The 18317-nt window shown below is 67.4% G+C and carries 13 protein-coding genes; 6 read left to right on the forward strand and 7 right to left on the reverse strand.

All coding sequences use genetic code 11. The annotated features are described in order from the left end of the window. Positions 1 to 140 precede the first annotated feature (140 nt). Together C8D78_RS17710 and otsB are read left to right on the forward strand one after the other, a co-directional pair. Positions 141 to 1661, forward strand: coding sequence for an alpha,alpha-trehalose-phosphate synthase (UDP-forming) (locus C8D78_RS17710; RefSeq protein ID WP_120955180.1), 1521 nt, complete (start codon positions 141 to 143; stop codon positions 1659 to 1661). Continuing rightward, the gene (gene otsB, locus C8D78_RS17715) at positions 1651 to 2469 is read left to right on the forward strand and encodes a trehalose-phosphatase (protein ID WP_120955181.1); all 819 of its coding nucleotides are present in this window, start codon (positions 1651 to 1653) and stop codon (positions 2467 to 2469) included. The genes C8D78_RS17710 and otsB overlap by 11 nt, the downstream gene beginning before the upstream one ends. A 16-nt stretch (positions 2470 to 2485) precedes the next feature. Here otsB and C8D78_RS17720 read toward each other — a convergent pair whose 3' ends face one another. Then, positions 2486 to 2896 (reverse strand): VOC family protein, encoded by a 411-nt coding sequence (locus tag C8D78_RS17720; RefSeq protein ID WP_120955199.1) that lies wholly within the window; start codon positions 2894 to 2896, stop codon positions 2486 to 2488. 261 nt (positions 2897 to 3157) lie between these two features. Between C8D78_RS17720 and C8D78_RS17725 the strand changes: the two genes are divergently transcribed. Continuing rightward, positions 3158 to 4240, forward strand: coding sequence for an ABC transporter ATP-binding protein (locus C8D78_RS17725; protein ID WP_120955182.1), 1083 nt, complete (start codon positions 3158 to 3160; stop codon positions 4238 to 4240). 126 nt (positions 4241 to 4366) lie between these two features. Beyond that, the gene (locus tag C8D78_RS17730) at positions 4367 to 5782 is read left to right on the forward strand and encodes a DUF4032 domain-containing protein (RefSeq protein WP_120955183.1); all 1416 of its coding nucleotides are present in this window, start codon (positions 4367 to 4369) and stop codon (positions 5780 to 5782) included. A 32-nt stretch (positions 5783 to 5814) separates the two neighbouring features. Here C8D78_RS17730 and C8D78_RS17735 read toward each other — a convergent pair whose 3' ends face one another. The 5 genes from C8D78_RS17735 to C8D78_RS17755 form a co-directional block, all read right to left on the reverse strand. Further along, positions 5815 to 7185 carry an FAD-binding oxidoreductase gene (locus tag C8D78_RS17735; RefSeq protein WP_120955184.1) on the reverse strand — a complete coding sequence of 457 codons (1371 nt, stop codon included), beginning with the start codon at positions 7183 to 7185 and terminating at the stop codon, positions 5815 to 5817. A gap of 34 nt (positions 7186 to 7219) precedes the next feature. After that, complete coding sequence (locus C8D78_RS17740) at positions 7220 to 9217, reverse strand: glycoside hydrolase family 13 protein (protein WP_120955185.1); 1998 nt, start codon at positions 9215 to 9217, stop codon at positions 7220 to 7222. Positions 9218 to 9219: 2 nt separating this feature from the next. Next, positions 9220 to 10206 (reverse strand): sugar ABC transporter permease, encoded by a 987-nt coding sequence (locus tag C8D78_RS17745; RefSeq protein ID WP_244208468.1) that lies wholly within the window; start codon positions 10204 to 10206, stop codon positions 9220 to 9222. Beyond that, positions 10203 to 11855: an ABC transporter permease subunit gene (locus C8D78_RS17750; protein WP_120955186.1), complete on the reverse strand. Its 1653-nt coding sequence runs from the start codon at positions 11853 to 11855 to the stop codon at positions 10203 to 10205. The genes C8D78_RS17745 and C8D78_RS17750 overlap by 4 nt, the downstream gene beginning before the upstream one ends. Before the next feature lie 124 nt (positions 11856 to 11979). After that, on the reverse strand, positions 11980 to 13278 hold the full coding sequence (locus C8D78_RS17755; RefSeq protein ID WP_120955187.1) for a sugar ABC transporter substrate-binding protein: 1299 nt from the start codon (positions 13276 to 13278) through the stop codon (positions 11980 to 11982). Positions 13279 to 13616: 338 nt separating this feature from the next. Here C8D78_RS17755 and C8D78_RS17760 point away from each other — a divergent pair, with 338 nt between their 5' ends. Together C8D78_RS17760 and C8D78_RS17765 are read left to right on the forward strand one after the other, a co-directional pair. Continuing rightward, entirely contained in the window at positions 13617 to 15395 is a 1779-nt protein-coding gene (locus tag C8D78_RS17760) for a glycoside hydrolase family 13 protein (protein ID WP_120955188.1), read from the forward strand. 2 nt (positions 15396 to 15397) lie between these two features. Then, positions 15398 to 16429: a LacI family DNA-binding transcriptional regulator gene (locus tag C8D78_RS17765; RefSeq protein WP_120955189.1), complete on the forward strand. Its 1032-nt coding sequence runs from the start codon at positions 15398 to 15400 to the stop codon at positions 16427 to 16429. Between the two features lie 939 nt (positions 16430 to 17368). Here the strand turns inward: C8D78_RS17765 and C8D78_RS17770 are convergent. Continuing rightward, positions 17369 to 17869 (reverse strand): SRPBCC domain-containing protein, encoded by a 501-nt coding sequence (locus tag C8D78_RS17770; RefSeq protein WP_120955190.1) that lies wholly within the window; start codon positions 17867 to 17869, stop codon positions 17369 to 17371. Positions 17870 to 18317: the final 448 nt, after the last annotated feature.

Genomic DNA, 18317 nt, shown 5'->3' on the forward strand with positions numbered 1-18317 from the left:
CAACTTCATCATTTTAGGGGAGAAACCCGAGAACTTGCGCTTTCAAGTTTCCCTTCAGCCTGCCCAACGGACGAATAGCCCGGAAGATTCCGTGCGGCTAGGGTTGACGGAGAGCCACGAGCGACCCCAAGGGGGCACCAATGGAAGCAACAGACCGCGCCAGCCACGGCGCACACGAGACTACTAAAGCTGCACTGACAGCCACGGACGGCGCCGCAGAGGGCACCGGGGCGGGGGATCAGTTCGACTTCATTGTGGTGTCCAACCGGTTGCCCGTTGACCGCTGCTCCGCCGACGAGACCGGCTGCGAGGACGGCTGGCGCCGCTCCCCCGGCGGACTAGTGACTGCGCTGGCCCCCATGATGACCAAGACCGACGGCGCCTGGGTGGGCTGGCACGGCGCACCTGATGAGACCGTTAAGCCCTTCAGCCACGGCGGCATTGACCTCGTCCCCGTCCAGCTGAGCACGGAGGACATCGAACTCTTTTACGAGGGATTCTCCAACGCCACGCTGTGGCCGCTGTACCACGACGTGATCGCCCCGCCGGAGTTCCACCGCGCCTGGTGGGACTCATACCGGAAGGTGAACCGCCGGTTTGCCGACGCCACCATCCGCCACGCGGCCGAGGGCGCCACCGTGTGGGTGCAGGACTACCAGCTTCAGCTGGTCCCGAAGATGCTCCGGGAAGCCCGGCCGGACCTGAAGATCGGGTTCTTCAACCACATCCCGTTCCCGCCGCCGGAGATCTTCGCCCAGCTCCCGTGGCGCCGCGCGATCATCGACGGCCTGCTCGGCGCGGACCTGGTCGGCTTCCAGCGCAGCAGCGACGCCGGAAACTTCATGCGCTCGGCCCGGCGCTTCCTGGGTGCCAGCGTCAAGCAGCAGCAGGTCCACGTCCGGGGCGCCGATGGCGAACCCACCCACATTGCCCGGGCCCAGGCGTTCCCCATCTCCATCGACGTCAAACAGATCAGCGAGCTGGCCAAGAAACCGGAAGTCATTGAGCGCGCACAGCAGATCCGCCGGGACCTCGGCAACCCCAAGACCATCCTGCTCGGCGTCGACCGCCTCGACTACACCAAGGGCATCAGGCACCGGCTCAAGGCCTACGAGGAACTGCTGCAGGACGGCAAGGTCACGGTCGAGGACGCGACCCTGATCCAGGTGGCCAGCCCCAGCCGGGAACGGGTGGAACAGTACCGCCTGCTCCGCGAGGAGGTCGAGGGCACCGTCGGTCACATCAACGGCACCTTCGACACGATGGAGAGCACCGCCGTCCGCTACCTGCACCACAGCTACCCCATCGAGGAGATGGTGGCGCTGTATCTGGCCGCGGACGTCATGCTGGTCACGGCCCTGCGCGACGGCATGAACCTCGTCGCCAAGGAATATGTCACCGCCCGGACGAACAACGACGGCGCGCTGGTGCTCAGCGAATTTGCCGGCGCCGCGGACCAGCTCAAGCAGGCCCTGCTGATGAACCCGCACGACATCGACGGCCTCAAAGACACCATCATGCGGGCGGTCAACATTCAGCCGGCCGAGGCGTCCCGGCGCATGCGGGCCATGCGCAAACAGATTCTGGACCACGACGTCGATCTTTGGTCCTCTGACTTCCTGGCCGCCCTTGCTGAAAAGGTTATCCGCGATGACTCCTGATACCACCAACGATTCAGACACAGCGCCGCTCTCGCTCTCTCCCGAACTGCTGGAGGCCGTGCGGAGCGTCGCGGGCACCGAGCAGCTGCTCGTGGCCATGGACTTCGACGGCACCATGGCACCGCTCGTGGATCACGCGGCCGACGCCCGCGCGCTGCCGCGCTCCGCGGCCGCCTTCGCGGCGCTGACGGAACTTCCCCGGACCACGACGGCGCTCATCTCCGGCCGGGCGCTGGACAGCCTGCGGGCGGTCGCCTCCCCGCCGGAGCAAACGCTTCTGATCGGCAGCCACGGCGCAGAAGTCTGGATGGGGCCCGGTTCCTCGCAGCTGATGCTCGACGACGCCCAGCGCGAACTCCTGGCGGAGGTCCGCAAGGAACTCGCGGGGATCGTGGAGCAGGCCCCCGGGACGCTTCTGGAGGACAAGCCGGCCGGCGTCGTCCTGCACACGCGGCTCGCGGCCGATGACGTAGCCGAGGACGCCGTCGCCGCGGCCCGGGCGGTCCTGCAGGACCGCCCCGGTGTGTTCCTCAAGACCGGCAACCGCGTCCTGGAGACCTCCGTGGTCCAAGCCTCCAAGGGTGAGGGCATTGCCTTCCTGCGGCAGGCCGCCGGGGCCACCGCGGTGGCCTTCGCCGGCGATGACACCACCGACGAGGACGCCCTGGCCAGCCTCCTCCCGGGCGATCTCGGCGTGAAAGTGGGGCTTGATTTCACCCGGGCCGAGTTCCGGGTGGAGTCTCCCGTTCATGTCTGCGAACTGCTCGAAGCCCTCCTGAGGGAGCGGAAGAAGGCCGTCAACGGCTAACCACCCCGCGCCCCGGCTAACCCGGCGAGGCCGACGGTTCGTAGCCGATCAACCAGTGCAGTCCGTGACGGTCGACGACCTGGCCATCTGTCGCGCCCCAGGGCTTCGGGGTAAGGGGGTCGATCACCCGGCCGTCGACGGCGAGCTTGTCGAACCACTCGTGGAGAACTGTCGGTTCGGCGGTCCCCAGCAGCGAGAGCATGAGGCCTTCGAACCGGACGCTTTTCTCACCCGCTGCCGCATCCGAGCCCGCCAAAGCGACTGCGCCGTTGAGCTGCCCGTGGGCAATGGCATCCGGCGGTCCGTCGCTGCGGTTGAACTGCTCGTACGTGAACAAGGCAAGCTCTCCGCCGAAGACGTCAGCGTAGAAGCCAAGTGCTTCACGTGCCGTGCCGGGGAAACTGACATAGATCTGCAGTGCCGTCATGCGCACAGCATACATAGCCGCGCTGGCGCCATGTGACGGATCCCACGTGTGACATCCGTAACTTTTTGGCCCTAATGCCATAAATCTGACATACTCTGGTTGTGATGTGGCGCACAACTACCGTGCGGCGTCACTGGATACTCCTCGGCTTCGGCCGAGGAGTATGCGCATGATGACGGATAACTGAATTAACAACTGCATAAAAAGACCATTCACTACGGATCGTCCGGCACGTACCTGCCGGTGAAGGGATTGATAACTGTGGCTACAGTTACTTTTGACAATGCAACACGCCTGTACCCGGGCACCGATAAGCCCGCTGTTGACAAGCTCAACATCGATATCGCCGATGGCGAATTCCTGGTCCTCGTTGGACCCTCCGGCTGCGGAAAGTCGACCTCCCTGCGCATGCTCGCAGGTCTTGAGGACGTCAACTCCGGCCGCATCCTCATTGGCGACCGTGACGTCACGGACGTTCCGCCGAAGGATCGCGACATCGCCATGGTGTTCCAGAACTACGCCCTGTACCCGCACATGACCGTGGCGGACAACATGGGCTTTGCGCTGAAGATCGCCGGCGTCAGCAAGGAAGAGCGCGCCGAGCGCGTCCGTGAGGCCGCCAAGCTGCTGGACCTCGAACCGTACCTGGACCGCAAGCCGAAGGCACTCTCCGGCGGCCAGCGCCAGCGTGTTGCCATGGGCCGCGCAATCGTGCGTAACCCGCAGGTCTTCCTCATGGACGAGCCGCTGTCCAACCTTGACGCCAAGCTGCGCGTTCAGACCCGCACCCAGATCGCGTCACTGACCCGCCGTCTTGGCGTCACCACTGTCTACGTGACCCACGACCAGGTCGAGGCCATGACGATGGGTGACCGCGTCGCCGTGCTCAAGGACGGGCTGCTGATGCAGGTCGACACCCCGCGCAACCTGTACGACAAGCCGAAGAACGTCTTCGTGGCCGGCTTCATCGGCTCCCCCGCCATGAACCTGCTCGAACTGCCGGTCGTCGACGGCGGCGTGCAGTTCGGCGGGACCGTCTACCCGGTTCCGCGCGATGTCCTCGAAGAGGCCCACGGCCAGACCGTGACCCTGGGCTCACGTCCGGAGGACCTGGAGCAGGTCGCCGCAGGCGAAGGCCTCCAGGTTGAGGTCGACGTCGTCGAAGAACTCGGCGCCGACGCCTACGTCTACGGCCACACCACGCTGGACGGCAAGAGCCACGACATCGTGGCACGCGTCGATGGCCGCCGCCCCCCGATGAAGGGCGAATCCATCTACGTCCGCCCGCAGTCCGGACACGTGCACCTGTTCGACACCAAGACGGGCCTGCGCCTCGGCGACTGAGCCCCAGCTAGGTTGTAACCGACGGCGGTCCTCCCCCACTGGAGGGCCGCCGTCGGGCTTTAACTGCCCCGCTTTAGGCGCGGCCCCACATACACGGCAGAATTGATCCATGACCGAGGAAAACCCATGACCGAGGAAAACAGTGCCCAGTGGCACGACGAGCCCACCGACTACGGTCAGATTGGGAAGTTGCCTCGGTTCGAGGCCGCCAGCGCCAACGACGAGAAGGCCTCCCTGGCCAGCTCGCTGAGCATCACGGCCGCCGCCACCGAGCCCGAACTCCTCGACCTGCCCTGGCACATTGCCCTCGAGGACTGGCCGGCAGAGTACTTGGCGGCACTGCCGCGCGGCATCTCGCGGCACATCGTGCGCTTCGCCCACCTTGGCGGATCGGTCATTGCGATCAAGGAAACCTCGGAGCACGTCGCCCGCCATGAATACCACATGCTCCGCAAACTCGCCCGGCTGGACGTGCCCTGCGTGGAGCCGGTGGCCGTCATCACGGGGCGCGCCACCCCCGAGGGCAGGCCGCTGAACCCCGTGCTAGTCACCCGGCACCTGAAATTTTCCATGCCCTACCGTGCGCTCTTCTCCCAGATGCTCCGCAAGGACACCCTGACCCGGCTTATCGACGCCCAGGCGCTGCTGCTCGTCCGGCTGCACCTGATCGGCTTCTACTGGGGCGATGTTTCCCTCTCCAACACTTTGTTCCGCCGCGACGCCGGCGCCTTTGCCGCCTACCTCGTGGATGCCGAGACCGGCGAGCTCTATCCGGATCTGTCCACCGGCCAGCGCGAGTACGACCTCGAAATCGCCCGGGTCAACATCGCCGGGGAGCTCATGGACCTTCTGGACGGCGGCCTGATCGAGGAAAAGGTCGACCCTGTGGCCACCAGCGAGCTCATCATGGACAGCTACCGGCGGCTGTGGACCGAGCTGACGGCGAAGGAGTCGTTTGAGATCGGCGAACGCTGGCGGGTGGCCGCCCGGATCCGGCGGCTCAACGAACTCGGGTTCGACGTCGAGGAATACGCCATCAAGACCACGCAGAACGGCTCCACGATCCAGCTCCAGCCGAAGGTGGTCGACGCCGGGCACCACCAGCGCCGGCTGTTGCGCCTCACCGGACTGGACGCCCAAGAAAACCAGGCCCGCCGGCTGCTGAACGATATGGACTCCTTCCGGGCGGACAACAACCCGGCCATGGATGAGGAATACAGCGCGCACCTGTGGGTCAGCCAAATCTTCGAGCCGATCGTGCGGGCCATCCCCCGCGATCTCTCAGGCAAGCTCGAGCCCGCCGAGGCGGTGCACGAGGTCCTGGAACACCGCTGGTACATGTCCGAGAAGGAGAACCGGCACATCCCGTTGGCCGAGGCCGTCCAGTCCTACATCGACAACGAGCTCCGCCACCGCCGCGACGAGGCGGCCATCATGCTCAACCCGGACACGGGGCTGCTCAAAATCCTCGAGGTCGAAACCGAGGAATCACGCTACGGCGCCGACGAATCCGAGGACGAATACCCGGACGTCGACGACTAAGCGGCAGGCCCGGGCGTTGTGGCACGGGCGGGCTAAATCGCCTTTCCGGGGTTCAGGATTCCGGCCGGGTCAAACAGCTCCTTGATCCGGCGCTGCAGTTCGCGCACCGGTTCCTTCTGCTCCAGGCCCAGCCAGCGCAGCTTGTACTGGCCGACCCCGTGTTCGCCGGTGATGGTGCCGCCCATGGCCAGCGCCACGGCAATGGACCTGTCCAGGGCCGCGCCGAGGCGCTCCATGGCATCGGGGTCCACGGTGTTGTCCACCCGGTCAATCCAGAAGGTGGGGTGCAGGTTGCCGTCGCCGGCATGGGCCACGACTTTGAGCTTGACCCGGTATTCCGCCGCCATGGCCTCCAGCTCGGCCACGTAGTCCACCAGCCGCGAGCGCGGCACCGCCACGTCCTCGCCCACCCGGTATTCGTCGTCCACCTCGGTCCCGCGGCTGTTGCGCCGCAGCTCGACGAGCTGCTCGGCCTCCGCACTGGCTTCCATGCTGACCACCGCTCCCCCCGCGGCGAGGACGGGGCGGATGGCCGCGGCCTCCGCCGCCGCGCCGAAGCCGTCGGTCTGGATCAGCAGCAGGGACGCCCCGCGCACGGCCAGGTCCGAGCCGTGGATGTCATCGAGCTGGGCGAGTGAACCGCCGTCGAGCAGTTCCATTATGGCCGGCTGCACGCGGGCCCTGCCCACGGCGAGGACGCCGGCCGCGGCACTGCGGAAGTCCGGGTAGAAGGCGGCGATGGTGTGCACCTCGCGCGGCAGGTACTTCAGCCGCACGGTCACTCCCACCACGATTCCCAGGGTCCCTTCCGAGCCGACGAACAGCCCGGTGAGGTCGTAACCGGCGACGCCCTTGAAGGTCTGGTGGCCGGTGTGGATGAGCGAACCGTCGGCGAGCACGACGTCGAGGGCCAGCACCGAGTCCCGGGTCACCCCGTACTTCGCGCACCGCAGTCCGCCGGCGTTGGTAGCCACATTGCCGCCGATGGTGGACATCTTGAAGCTTGCGGGATCCGGGGCGTACATCAGCCCGTGCACGGCGGCGGCGGCATTGAGGTCCGCGTTGATGACGCCGGGTTCCACGACGGCGGTCTCGTCATCCGGGTTGAGATCCAGGATGCGGTTCATCCGCTCGAGGCTGAGCACCACGCAGCCCTCGCTGGCGTGGGCGCCGCCCGAAACACCGGTGCCGGCCCCACGCGCCACGACCGCGATCCCCCGTGCGGCGCAGGCGCTCACGGTTGCCTGGACGTCTGCCACCGATTCGGCGCGGACCACCGCCTGCGGGAGCTGATAGTCCAGGACTGGAGCCTGGTCCACAGCGTAGGTGGCCAGGGTTGCGGGGTCCGCGGCAATTTTCTCCGGGCCCAGGACGGTGGTCAGCTCGTCGATGATGCTGCGCATGCGGTCTCCAGTTCGGTCGAATCCGGCTCCCAGTCTAAGGCTGCGGCACCGGCAGTCGAGTCCCGGGCAGCACCCACGCGGCGGCGGCGGGGCCTTGGGTGCAGATCCGGGCGGATGGGGCGGGCACATCCGCCCTGATCTGCCCGGCAGAGGCGTCCGGCGAAGGCCCCGGCTGGCTGGCCGGCGCCGGGCTCAGCTCCGCAACGAGCTCGCCCGTCGCGTAGGCGGGCCGCCCCGCCAGGGCCGCGAACTGGGTCTCGGACAGGGTTCCCGGAGCCAGCTCCGCCTCGGCTCCGGCCCGGGCCACCACCACCAGCACGGCGCTCTGCGCTGTCTCGCGCACGAACGCCAGGACGTCCCCGCGGGCGTACAGCCAGCGCACGCCGCCGCCGGTCAGTGCGGGCTCTTCCCGGCGCAGCGCGGTGAGGGCAGCGTAGTCCGCGGTCAGGTCGGCGAGCACCCGGCCGGGGTCGTTCCAGGGCATGGGCGTCCGGGACGACTCCCCGTTGTCGCCCTTGAGTCCGAACTCGTCGCCGGCGAAGACCACGGGAACACCCGGCAGGGTGAACATCAGCAGCGCGCCGAGCCGCTGGCCGCCGTCGATCATGACTGTGGCCGCCCGCGCGGTGTCGTGGCTGTTCAGGGCGTTCATGTTCTGCTGCCGGACTTCCCAGCTGAACGCGGAAGCGAGGTCCAGGTGTGTGGCCAGGAAGTCCTCGGCGGCCGTCCGGTTGGGCCCGGGCAGCGGTGTTCCGAAGAAATTGACCTGTCCCGCCGCCCCTGCCAGCCAGGACCACAGCGGGCGGGTGAAGTTGGAGTAGGTCATGGCGCCGTGCCAGTGCTCGCCGCTGAAGTCGGGGGCGGCGTCGTTCGTGGCCTCGGCGAGCAGCGCGGCCTGGGGGTTGATTGAGCGGACCCGGTCCGCGATCAGCCGTGCGACGTCATGGTTGAGGTCGGTGCCGCCGAGCCGGCCGGTCATGTTGCCGACGTCGATCCGCCATCCGTCCAGATTGAAGGGCGGCCGGAGCCAGCGCGCCACTGGGGAATCGTCAGCCAGGACGAACTTCTCGCGCAGGCCCGGCGATGCCCAGTTGAACTTGGGCAGCGACCGGACACCGTACCAGGACTCGTACTCCGTGTGGCCGGCGTTGAAGTAGTAGTAGCCGGCTTCCTCGGAGGCCGGGTCCGCCAGGGCGCGCTGGAACCATTCGTGAGCATCGCCGGAGTGGTTGGCCGTGAGATCGCCCATCACCCGCAGGCCGCGGGCGTGGGCGGCCTCGACGAGGTCCACGAGGGCCTCGTCCCCGCCCAGCAGCGGATCCACGCAGGCGAAGGTGGCGGCGTCGTAGCGGTGGTTGGAGCGGGCCGGGAAGAACGGCGTCAGGTAGATGACGTCGGCCCCGAGCGCCTGAATGTGGTCCAGCCGCTCGGTGATGCCCCGGAGGTCCCCGCCGTAATACTGGTACGGGGTCTGCGGGCCGGAGCCCTCCACCTCGGTGGTGTCCCAGCTGCACGGCACGGCCCAGTCCGGGACCGCACCTTTCGGGACCGCGCCATTCGGGGACGCGTTGGACGTCGCGGAGCGGGCGAAGCGGTCCGGGAAGATCTGGTACATCGTGCCCCGGCGCAGCCATTCGGGGGCGGGCCGGAACGTGGTGAGCCGGAAGTCGGCGTAGTCTGACACGTCGCGGCCGAACAGTCCCTGCGCGTTCAGGCTCCAATACCGCAAGGTGCCGTCACCGCCGGCTTCGTCCGCGACTTCCAGGAGGAAGCGGTACCGGGCCACCGGGTTGGTCACCACCGTGGCGGCCTCCCACCAGACCCAGCCGTCGGCTTCCCCAAGGTCACTGGCGGGATCGTAGCGGGGTTCGCCGTCGTGGATGGACCGGAGCCACACCCGGGCGGCCCGCCCCCAGACGGCCGGCACGCGGAGCCGCAGACGGACTTCCGCCCCCGGTTCCACATGCCGGGGCGCGTGGAGCGCGGAGCCGTCGTGGTGCGGCAGGGGGCCGGCGCTACCTGGCAGGATCATGCCTAGCCCTTCACCGCGCCCGCACTGAGGCCGCTGACGATGTAGCGCTGCAGGTAGAGGAAGAGGGCCATCACGGGCACGGCGGACAGCACCGCTCCGGCGGCGAAGACGCCCCAGTTCTCCGAACGCTGCTGCGCGACGAAGGAGTACAGTCCGACGGCGAGGGTCTGGCTGTCCGGGTCCGTGAGAACCACGCTGGCGATCACGAACTCGCCGGAGATGCCGATGAAGGTCAGCAGGCCCACCACCGCCAGGATGGGCGTGACAAGCCGCATGATGATGCCGAAGAAGATCTGCGCGTGGCTGGCGCCGTCGATCTTCGCCGCCTCATCCAGGGACTGCGGCACGGTGTTGAAGAAGCCGTACATGAGGTAGGTGTTCACGCCCAGCGCTCCGCCGAGGTACACCATGATCAGGCCCAGCTGGCTGCCCAGGCCGAGCGCTGGAATGACCTCAGAGATGCCGCTCAGGAGCAGGAAGATGGCGACGACGGCGAGCAGCTGCGGGAACATCTGCAGCAGCAGCAGGGTCAGCAGGCCGACGCGGCGGCCGGTGAAGCGCATGCGGGAGAAGGCGTACGCGGCCATCGCCCCGAGGAACACCGTGGCCGCCGAGGTCACGCCGCCCACCACCATGGTGTTGCCGAACCACCGGGCGAAGGGCCGCGAGGGCATATCGAACAGAGCGGTGAAGTTGCCGAAGTCGATCTTGCTGAACAGCGCGTTGGAGCCAACCAGCGTGCCGGTGGAGTTGAGTGCTGCGGAGAGCACGTAGAGCAGCGGGAAGACAGCGAAGACCGTCACGATGCACCCCACCAGGTGGCGCCATCCTTTGTCCTTGAACCAGACACCGAACGGGCGCCGGCGCTGCAGCGACTTCAGGTATTCGACGTCGGTCCCGCCGGTGGTGGTTTCCGGGGCGATGCCGGTCCCTCCACCCTGCCGGGTTTTGTCCGCCGGAGCGGCGGTGAGCGGTGCTGACCCGTTCATGAGTTCACTTCCTCGAGTGCCTTGGTCTGCTTGAAACTGATGGCCGAGACAGTGGCCACGATGATGAAGATGATGATCGCCAATGCGCTGGCCAGGCCGTAGTCACGGCCGGTGCCCTGCCCGAACGCCACCTTGTAAACCAGGGTGATCAGAATGTCCGTTGCCCCGATGTCGCGGTCGGTGTCCGCGAACCGCGGGCCGCCGCCGGTGAGCATGAAGATCACGTTGAAGTTGTTGAAGTTGAAGGCGAAGGAGGAGATCAGCAGCGGCGCGATCGAGACCAGCAGCAGCGGCAGCTTGATGGAGCGGAATACCCGCCAGGGGCCAGCGCCGTCCATCCGGGCGGCCTCGTCCAGTTCGCTGGGCAGCGACTGGAGCGCGCCGGTGCAGACCAGGAACATGTAGGGGAAGCCCAGCCAGAGGTTGACCACCAGCACGCTGATCTTGGCCAGGAAGGGGTCGGAGAGCCAGCCGATCGGGGCACCGCCGAACAGGTTCTGGTTGAGCCAGCCGAATTCCGGGTTGAGGATGCCGGACCAAACCAGGCCGGTGAGGAAGGCGGGGAATGCGTACGGCAGGATCATCAGGATCCGGTAGACCTTCTTGCCCTTGAGGTCCTCGCGGTTGAACGTGATGGCAAGGAACAGTCCCAGCGCGAAGGTCAGCGCGACGGATGCCAGGGCAAAGGTGAAGGTCCAGAGGATGACGCCGAGCAGCGGGCCGCGCAGGCTGGGGTCGGTGAAGGCGCGGGCGAAGTTTTCCATCCCGACGTCGATCTTCCAGCCGGTGGAGAGCGTCTCGCCGTTATCCGCCGCAAAGGCGCCCTTCCCGTTGTCCCGGTAGACGGCGCCAGAGGTGGTGTCCGTGAACGTGTCCGCTGCGGCGTCGTACTTCAGCGACGGCTTGAACTGGTATGCGTTGCTGCCGTCCGCGGTGCGCAGCGTGCCGTCGGCCGGGTTGGCTGACACCGGGACGGTCATGTCCAGGATGCTCTGCTGGTTGGCGACGATCTCCTGGAAGTTCAGGGTCCGGTAGCCGGCCAGGGCGTTGGCCTTGCCGGTGGAGTCCTTGCCGGCGCCGGGGGCTTCCGCAAGCGGCGTCTCGGTGTTCCCGAGCGATGCCTTGCCCTGCGGGTCGGTGAAGAGCAGGTAGAAGGTGTTGTCCTTGGTGAGCACGGCGGCCTTGTAGGCCGGCGAGTCGGGCACCCGTTTCTGGGCGGTGAGCTGGATGGCGGCGATCGCGTCGTCCTTGGTGCTGTTGTGGCCGTCGCCGTAGTTGGTGAACGCGATGTAGCCGCTGAACATGACCACGAAGACCTGGAACACCAGCAGGAAGAGTACGCCCGGGGCCAGGTACTTGGCGGGCAGGCCGCCCTTGCGCAGGTAGATCCAGTTGATCACCAGCACGACGGCGGCGGAGACTCCCAGCGCCAGCCAGGACTGGCTCAGGAAAAGCATCATCAGGACGTAGACAGCTAGGGCGTCCACGAGGCCCAGCAGCACGATCTTGGCGATGGTTCCCTTCACCCCCTCGGGGCCGCTCCGCCGTGGGCGGGCGCTGCCGGCCAACCGGCCGGAGGGTGTGGGGGCGGCGTCCAGGGCGGACGACTGTGCGGGGTCTGTGTCCTCGCGGAGTTCGGTATCTGACATGGCTGTCTACGGTCCTTGGGAGAAGCTGGGGTGATGCAGGAACGGGCCGGGCAGCCTGGCGGCCGCCCGGCCCGGTGCTGCCGGTTCCTGGCGCGTAGGGAAGCGTCAGGAACCGGCGCGGGGACTAACCCTTGATTTTGCTCTTGATGCTGGCTGCCATCTTGGCCCAGTCAGCGGCCGGGTCGCCCTGGCCCTTGATCAGGGCGAGCTCGGTGGCTCCCCAGTCAGCCCAGACGGCGCTCATTTCGGGAATGGCCGGCATCGGGACGCCGTTGGCGCCGATCTTGCCGAAGGCGGCGACAACCGGGTCGCTTGCTGCCTTGTCGAAGGAGGCCTTCAGTGCCGGCGGGCGGCCGCCGGCCTTGTACATGGAGTCCTGGGCTGCCTCGGAGGTCAGGTAGTTGGTGACGAACTCGTTGGTGGCCAGGGCGTTGGCGCTCTTGGCGCTGATGAAGAAGCCGTTGACGCCGATGAACGGCTGGGCCGGCTGGTCGCCGGTGGTCGGCAGCTCGTCAACAGCGAACTTGATGCCCTTCTTCTGCACGTCCGGCACGTTCCACGGGCCGGTCAGGTAGTACGGGGACTCGCCGGCGAGGAACTTCTCCTTGGCGATGTCACCGGTGATGTTGGAGTTGATGATCTTTTCGCCCTTGTCGCCCCAGGCGGCCAGCTTCTTGGCAAACGCGACGCCGGAGGCGTCGCCGATCAGGAGCTGCTTGGGGTCGTAGCCGCCGTCGGCTGCCTTGCCGAAGACCTGCGAGCCCATGGAAGCCTGCAGCGGGTAGAGGTGGTACGGATCGCCCTGCTTCGGATCCATGCCGACGAGGAACGGGAACTTCGCCTTGCCGTCAGCCACGGCCTTTTTGCCGTTGGCGACGACCTCGTCCAAGGTCTTTGCGCTCTGGGGCACGAGGTCCGTGTTGCGGAGCAGGGCGATGTTCTCGATCGCGTACGGGACGCCGTAGACGGAACCGTTGTAGGTCATGGCCTTGATGGACGAGTCCTGGAACTCGGATTTCTTGTCCCCGAGCTCCACCGGCGCGATCACGCCGTTCTGGACGAACTTGCCGACCCAGTCGTGCGGGCCGACGATCAGGTCCGGGCCCTTGCCGGTCGGGACCTGGGTGATGAAGTCGTCGCGGACAGCGGCGAAGTCCTTCACGACGAGCTTGACCGCGATGCCGGTATCGGTCTGGAACTTGGCCGTGATGTCCTTCAGCGCGGGGGCGCGCTCGGCATCGACCCACATGGTGATCGTGCTGGCACCGGAGGCCTTCAGGTCAGGCTTGGCCGTTGCGGTGGCGGGTGCGGTGGCTGCGGCGCCGCCGCACGCGCTGAGGGCCAGCGCGGCCACTACGGAAATCGCGCCCGCGGTGAATACGCGGCGGCTCGTTCCGTTCGTGAGGGTGTTCTGCACCTTCATTGGTGTCCCTTTCATAAATTCCTGCGTCCACGCAGAGGGCCCTGGAAGTCCGTTCCAGAGCCCGGTGGCATCGTCGGTGATGTGGCTCACAGCTGCAAGCGCTTCCAAAGTACACGCTGGGTGCCGCTTTGAAAAGTCAACGTACCGGCGGGTAGCGAAGATGCCGATTGTGGGCAGGGCGCGCCCGGCCACTTGCCCGCCGCGCGACATTGGCCGCCGAGTCCGGCAAGTGAGCCGGACGCGCGGCCGGGGATAGTCCAATCGCTGGTGGAAGCCTCCGGTTCAATTGTGACTGGAAGCGTTTTCATTTTTCGTGATTGAGACTTACGATTACCGGCATGTCCGTTGATACAGTTCTCTTCTCCCCCGCCGCGCAGGCCGGCCCCCTGACGGGTCCGCTGACCCCGGTGCACGCCGCAGACGACGTTCCCGGGTGGTGGCGTTCGGCCGTCATCTACCAGGTCTATCCGCGCTCGTTCCGGGACCTGAACGGCGACGGCATCGGGGATCTCGCCGGAATCACCGCGGAGCTGCCCCGGCTTGCCGATCTCGACATCGACGCCGTCTGGCTCTCCCCGTTCTACCGGTCCCCGCAGCGCGATGCCGGCTACGACGTCAGCGACTACTGCGACGTCGACCCCCTGTTCGGCACGCTGAACGACTTCGACGCCATGGTTGCCGAGGCCACGCGGCTGGGACTGCGGATGATTGTGGACCTGGTGCCCAACCACTGCTCAGACCAGCATCAGGCCTTCCAGGCCGCCCTGGCAGCGCCGGCCGGCAGCCCGGAGCGGGACATGTTCATCTTCCGCGATGGCCGCGGAACATTCGGCGAAGAGCCGCCCAACAACTGGCAGTCCCACTTCGGCGGGTCGGCCTGGACCCGGATCACCGAACCGGACGGAGCGCCCGGCCAGTGGTACCTGCACCTCTTCGACTCCTCCCAGCCGGACTTCAACTGGGACAACCTTGCCGTCCATGAGGAATTCGAGCGGGTCCTGCGCTTCTGGCTGGACCGCGGGGTCTCCGGTTTCCGGGTGGACGTGGCACACGCGCTGGTAAAGGCCCCCGGCCTGCCGGAGTGGGGTGGCCGCGCGGACGGCAACAGCTGCGACGGCTTCCCCGGCCACGATGCTCCGATGTTCGGCCAGCCTGCCCTGCATGACATCTACCGCCACTGGCGGCGGATTCTGGCCGAGTACGGCCCGGACCGGATCCTCTGCGCCGAGGCGAACGTGGACCCGCTCCCCCGGCTCGCCGACTGGGTCCGCCCGGACGAAATGCACCAGGCCTTCAACTTTCCTTATCTGCATGCCGGCCTTGACGTGCACCGGATGCGCAGCGTCATCACCGAATCGCTGACGGCGCTGGACTCAGTCGCCGCTCCCAGCACCTGGGTGCTGTCCAACCACGACGTCGTCCGCCACGCCACCCGCTTCGGATACGACGGGCAGGCGCCGCGCGACGGTGACGGAATCGGCACGGCGGACCAGCAGCCGGACGAGGACCTGGGACGGTCCCGTGCGGCCGCGGCCTCCATGTTCATGCTGGGACTTCCCGGCGGCGCTTACCTCTACCAGGGCGAGGAACTCGGGCTCCCGGACGGGATCGACATCCCGGACGACCGGCGTCAGGACCCCACCTTTGCCCGCACCGGCGGCGCGCGGCTCGGCCGCGACGGCTGCCGCGTTCCCCTGCCCTGGCGGGCCGGCGAACTCCACGCGGGATTCGGCGACGGGCAGGATCCCTGGCTGCCGCAGCCGGAGAGCTTCGCCCGGCTGGCCCGGGACGTGCAGGCCGCGTCGCCGTCGTCGCACCTGAGCCTCTACAAGCGCATGCTGGACCTGCGCCGCGTGCTGGAACTCGGCCGCGGATCGCTGTCCTGGTACGAGGACCTGTGCACGGACACGAGCATCGCCTTCCTCAACGGCACCACGCTGGTGCTGCTGAATACCGGATCCGAACCCCTGCAGATGCCTGCCGGTCGGGTACTTCTGCGCAGCTCAACGTCACCCGGCGCAGGTTACGCGGCCGTGGACATGTCCAGTGCCGGGGATCAGTTAAGCTCAGGTGAAACTGTTTGGCTTGAAATCTACATTGAGGACACGGAGGGGTAGGCATGCCCGGCATCAAGGACGTCGCGGAACGGGCCGGCCTCTCCATAGCAACCGTTTCGCGCGCCTTGAGTGGCAAGGGCAATGTTTCCCCGCGCAGCCGCGAACGCGCCCGGGCCGCCGCCGCAGAGCTGGGTTTCGTCCTCTCCTATCACGCTTCCAGCTTGGCCTCCGGGCGCAATCACAACGTTGGTGTCGTTGTCCCGTCGGTCCACCGCTGGTTCTTTTCCTCGGTGGTCGAAGGCGTCTCGGCGACGTTGCTGGACGCCGGCTACGACCTCACGTTGTACAACGTCAGCGAGGGGCAGGAGCGCCGGCACAGCGTTCTAAACGACTTCCTGCTGCGCAAGCGCGTGGATGCCGTGATCGCGGTCTCCCTGGAGCTGTCCGAGGCTGAGATTGCCCAGCTGCTGGCCATCCACCGCCCGATCGTCGGGATCGGCGGACCGCTGCCGGGGGCTTCGACCATCCGCATCAACGACTCGGGCATCGCCGAGGCAGCGGCCCGGCACCTGATCCAGCTAGGCCACAGCAGAATCGCGCACATGACCGGCGATGCCGCTTACGAGAAGGACTTCCGCCTGCCCGGAACCCGTCAGGCGGGCTTCAAGAAAGCCATGCGCGAGGCGGGGCTGGACGTCCGGTCAGAGTGGCAGCTCTCCGCAGATTTCACCATCCAGGGCGCCTATGCCAGCGCCCGGCAGCTCCTCGGCAGCTCACCCGAACGCCCCACGGCCGTGTTCGCCGCCTCCGACGAGATGGCGATCGGGACCATCCTCGCAGCCAGGGATTTCGGCCTTCGGGTGCCGCAGGACCTTTCAGTCATCGGCATCGACGGCCATGAGCTGGGCGAAGTCTTCGGGCTGACCACGATCGACCAGGACGCGCGCGGCCAGGGCGCCCTGGCGGTCCGGCGCCTGCTGGCGGGGCTCGACGGCGGCTCCGACCCCGCGGCCACGGACACCGAATACCCCACCCGCTTCATAATCCGTTCCAGCACCGCTGTTCCGCCGGTGGACGCCGCCCCGATCCGCTAATCGCTGGCTGCGTTCTCCGCGCCCCGCGTTCCTGCCCGGTTCCGTTAATTGTTGGCTAGGCACTCAGTGGCCGCGTTCCTGCCCGGTTCCTCGCTTTATTGCCCGGGCGTCCGCGCATAGGGGCCCGGAATGCCGGGGAAGCCCGCGGGGTCGGCGCCCCGGTCGTCCAAGCAACTGGGAAGGAACGCCGCGATGCGGGTCCCAGGCCAAGCAAGCTCAGGCACCGACGCCCCTGAAGCGCACGAAACGATCCAGCACGCCGGGCCAGCCCGCGGGTTCCGCGCCCCCTGGTCCGGATCCGTTAATTGCTGGCTGCGCTCTCCTTGGCTGCATTCCTGCCCGGTCCCACGCCGGGGTCCGTTAATTGCCGGCTAGGCTCTCCGTGGCCGCGTTCCTTCCCGGTTCCGCGCCTCCATTGCCGGCCGTCCGCGCAGAACAGCCCGGAATGCCGGGAAGCCGGCGGGTTCCGCGCCCCGGTCCTCCAAGCAACTGGGAAGGAACGCCGCGATGCGGGCTACAGGCCGGGCAAGCTCAGGCTCAGGCACCGACGCCGCCCATGAAGCGGACGAGACGATCCAGCACGCCGGGTCAGCCCGCGGGTTCCGCGCCCCCTGGTCTGGATCCGCTAATTGCTGGCTAGGCTCTCCTTGGCCGCATTCCTGTCCTGTTCCGCGCCCAGGTCCGTTAAATGCTGGCTAGGCTCTCCTTGGCCGCATTCCTGTCCTGTTCCGCGCCCGGGTCCGTAAATTGCTGGCTAGGCTCTCCTTGGCTGCATTCCTGCCCGGTTTCTTGCCTCTATTCGCGGCCGCCCGCGCATAAGGGCCCGGAATGCCGGGGAAGCCCGCGCGTTCTCCGCCCCGGTCCTCCAAGCAACTGGGAAGGAACGCCGCGATGCGGGCCACAGGCCGGGCAAGGTCAGCCGCACGCTCCGGCCCAGACTCAGGCGCCGGCACCGCCCATGAAGCGCAGGAAACGATCCAGCACACCGGGCCAACCTGCCAAATACTCCGCCCGCGCGGCCGCCGGATCCTCGGCACCCTCCCAGCCGCTGTGCACCAGGCGCAGCTCCGTGCCGCCATCGACTGCACGGAAGGCTACACGGAGCTCCGTTGACCACACGGCGGAGCTCCCCGGGTGCCAACTGGCGTGGAAGGACAGCGGCGGCTGCCAGTCATCAATGGAGCCCCAAGTCGCGGTCCTCCCGTCATCAGCTGTCTCCAGAATCAGGTTCTCCTCGAATTCGACGTAAGAGCCTGCGCCATAGACGCTGTGATCCTCCAGAGGCCACCAGAGGTGCGTATGCTCGGTGAAACCCACGAAGGCCCGGGCAACAGCGCCGGGGACGACGACCGTGAAGACAACCGGCTCCAAAGCATCCGAGGCTTCCGCTTCGGGAACATCGGAAGGGTCGGCAGGAGCGTGGCTGAAGAGATTGTCCATGGGCATCAACTCTACCCGCGCCAGAACGGACGGATCATCGGGGCGCAATCCACAAAGGCGGGACCGCTGCACTTACCCGTGAGGCTGGCGCGCTGCTAGGTCAGCCAAGCGGGCGGGACCGCGGCCCCGGCCGGGGGCTTGGGCCCGGGTCCATGGCCGGGTCTTTCCGGCGTCGTCGGCCGGGCTTCCCGTCTGATCATGGGCCGGGTCCGCGGCCGGGTTTCCCTGCCGTGGGGGGCCGGCGCGGACCGGTCCGGCGCGGGCCGGTCTGCTGCGGGACCTGGCCGGCGGGGTCCGTCGCACCGTCGTTGCCGGTGGCGGCTGCGCGCCTGGCGGCCCGGTTTGTGGTTTTGGGGTTAAATGCGGGAGGACCCCCAACGTGGTTGGGGGTCCTCGACCGTGTAATGATGTTCCGGCGGTGACCTACTCTCCCACACCCTCCCGGGTG

It is taken from the genome of Arthrobacter oryzae (assembly GCF_003634095.1).
Lineage (GTDB): Bacteria > Actinomycetota > Actinomycetes > Actinomycetales > Micrococcaceae > Arthrobacter > Arthrobacter oryzae.

Coding starts and splice junctions, on each gene's coding strand:
- C8D78_RS17710 (WP_120955180.1), top strand. CDS start 141: ATGGAAGCAACAGACCGCGCCAGCCACGGCGCACACGAGACTACTAAA.
- otsB (WP_120955181.1), top strand. CDS start 1,651: ATGACTCCTGATACCACCAACGATTCAGACACAGCGCCGCTCTCGCTC.
- C8D78_RS17720 (WP_120955199.1), bottom strand. CDS start 2,896: ATGACGGCACTGCAGATCTATGTCAGTTTCCCCGGCACGGCACGTGAA.
- C8D78_RS17730 (WP_120955183.1), top strand. CDS start 4,367: ATGACCGAGGAAAACAGTGCCCAGTGGCACGACGAGCCCACCGACTAC.
- C8D78_RS17735 (WP_120955184.1), bottom strand. CDS start 7,185: ATGCGCAGCATCATCGACGAGCTGACCACCGTCCTGGGCCCGGAGAAA.
- C8D78_RS17740 (WP_120955185.1), bottom strand. CDS start 9,217: ATGATCCTGCCAGGTAGCGCCGGCCCCCTGCCGCACCACGACGGCTCC.
- C8D78_RS17745 (WP_244208468.1), bottom strand. CDS start 10,206: ATGAACGGGTCAGCACCGCTCACCGCCGCTCCGGCGGACAAAACCCGG.
- C8D78_RS17750 (WP_120955186.1), bottom strand. CDS start 11,855: ATGTCAGATACCGAACTCCGCGAGGACACAGACCCCGCACAGTCGTCC.
- C8D78_RS17755 (WP_120955187.1), bottom strand. CDS start 13,278: ATGAAGGTGCAGAACACCCTCACGAACGGAACGAGCCGCCGCGTATTC.
- C8D78_RS17760 (WP_120955188.1), top strand. CDS start 13,617: ATGTCCGTTGATACAGTTCTCTTCTCCCCCGCCGCGCAGGCCGGCCCC.
- C8D78_RS17765 (WP_120955189.1), top strand. CDS start 15,398: ATGCCCGGCATCAAGGACGTCGCGGAACGGGCCGGCCTCTCCATAGCA.
- C8D78_RS17770 (WP_120955190.1), bottom strand. CDS start 17,869: ATGGACAATCTCTTCAGCCACGCTCCTGCCGACCCTTCCGATGTTCCC.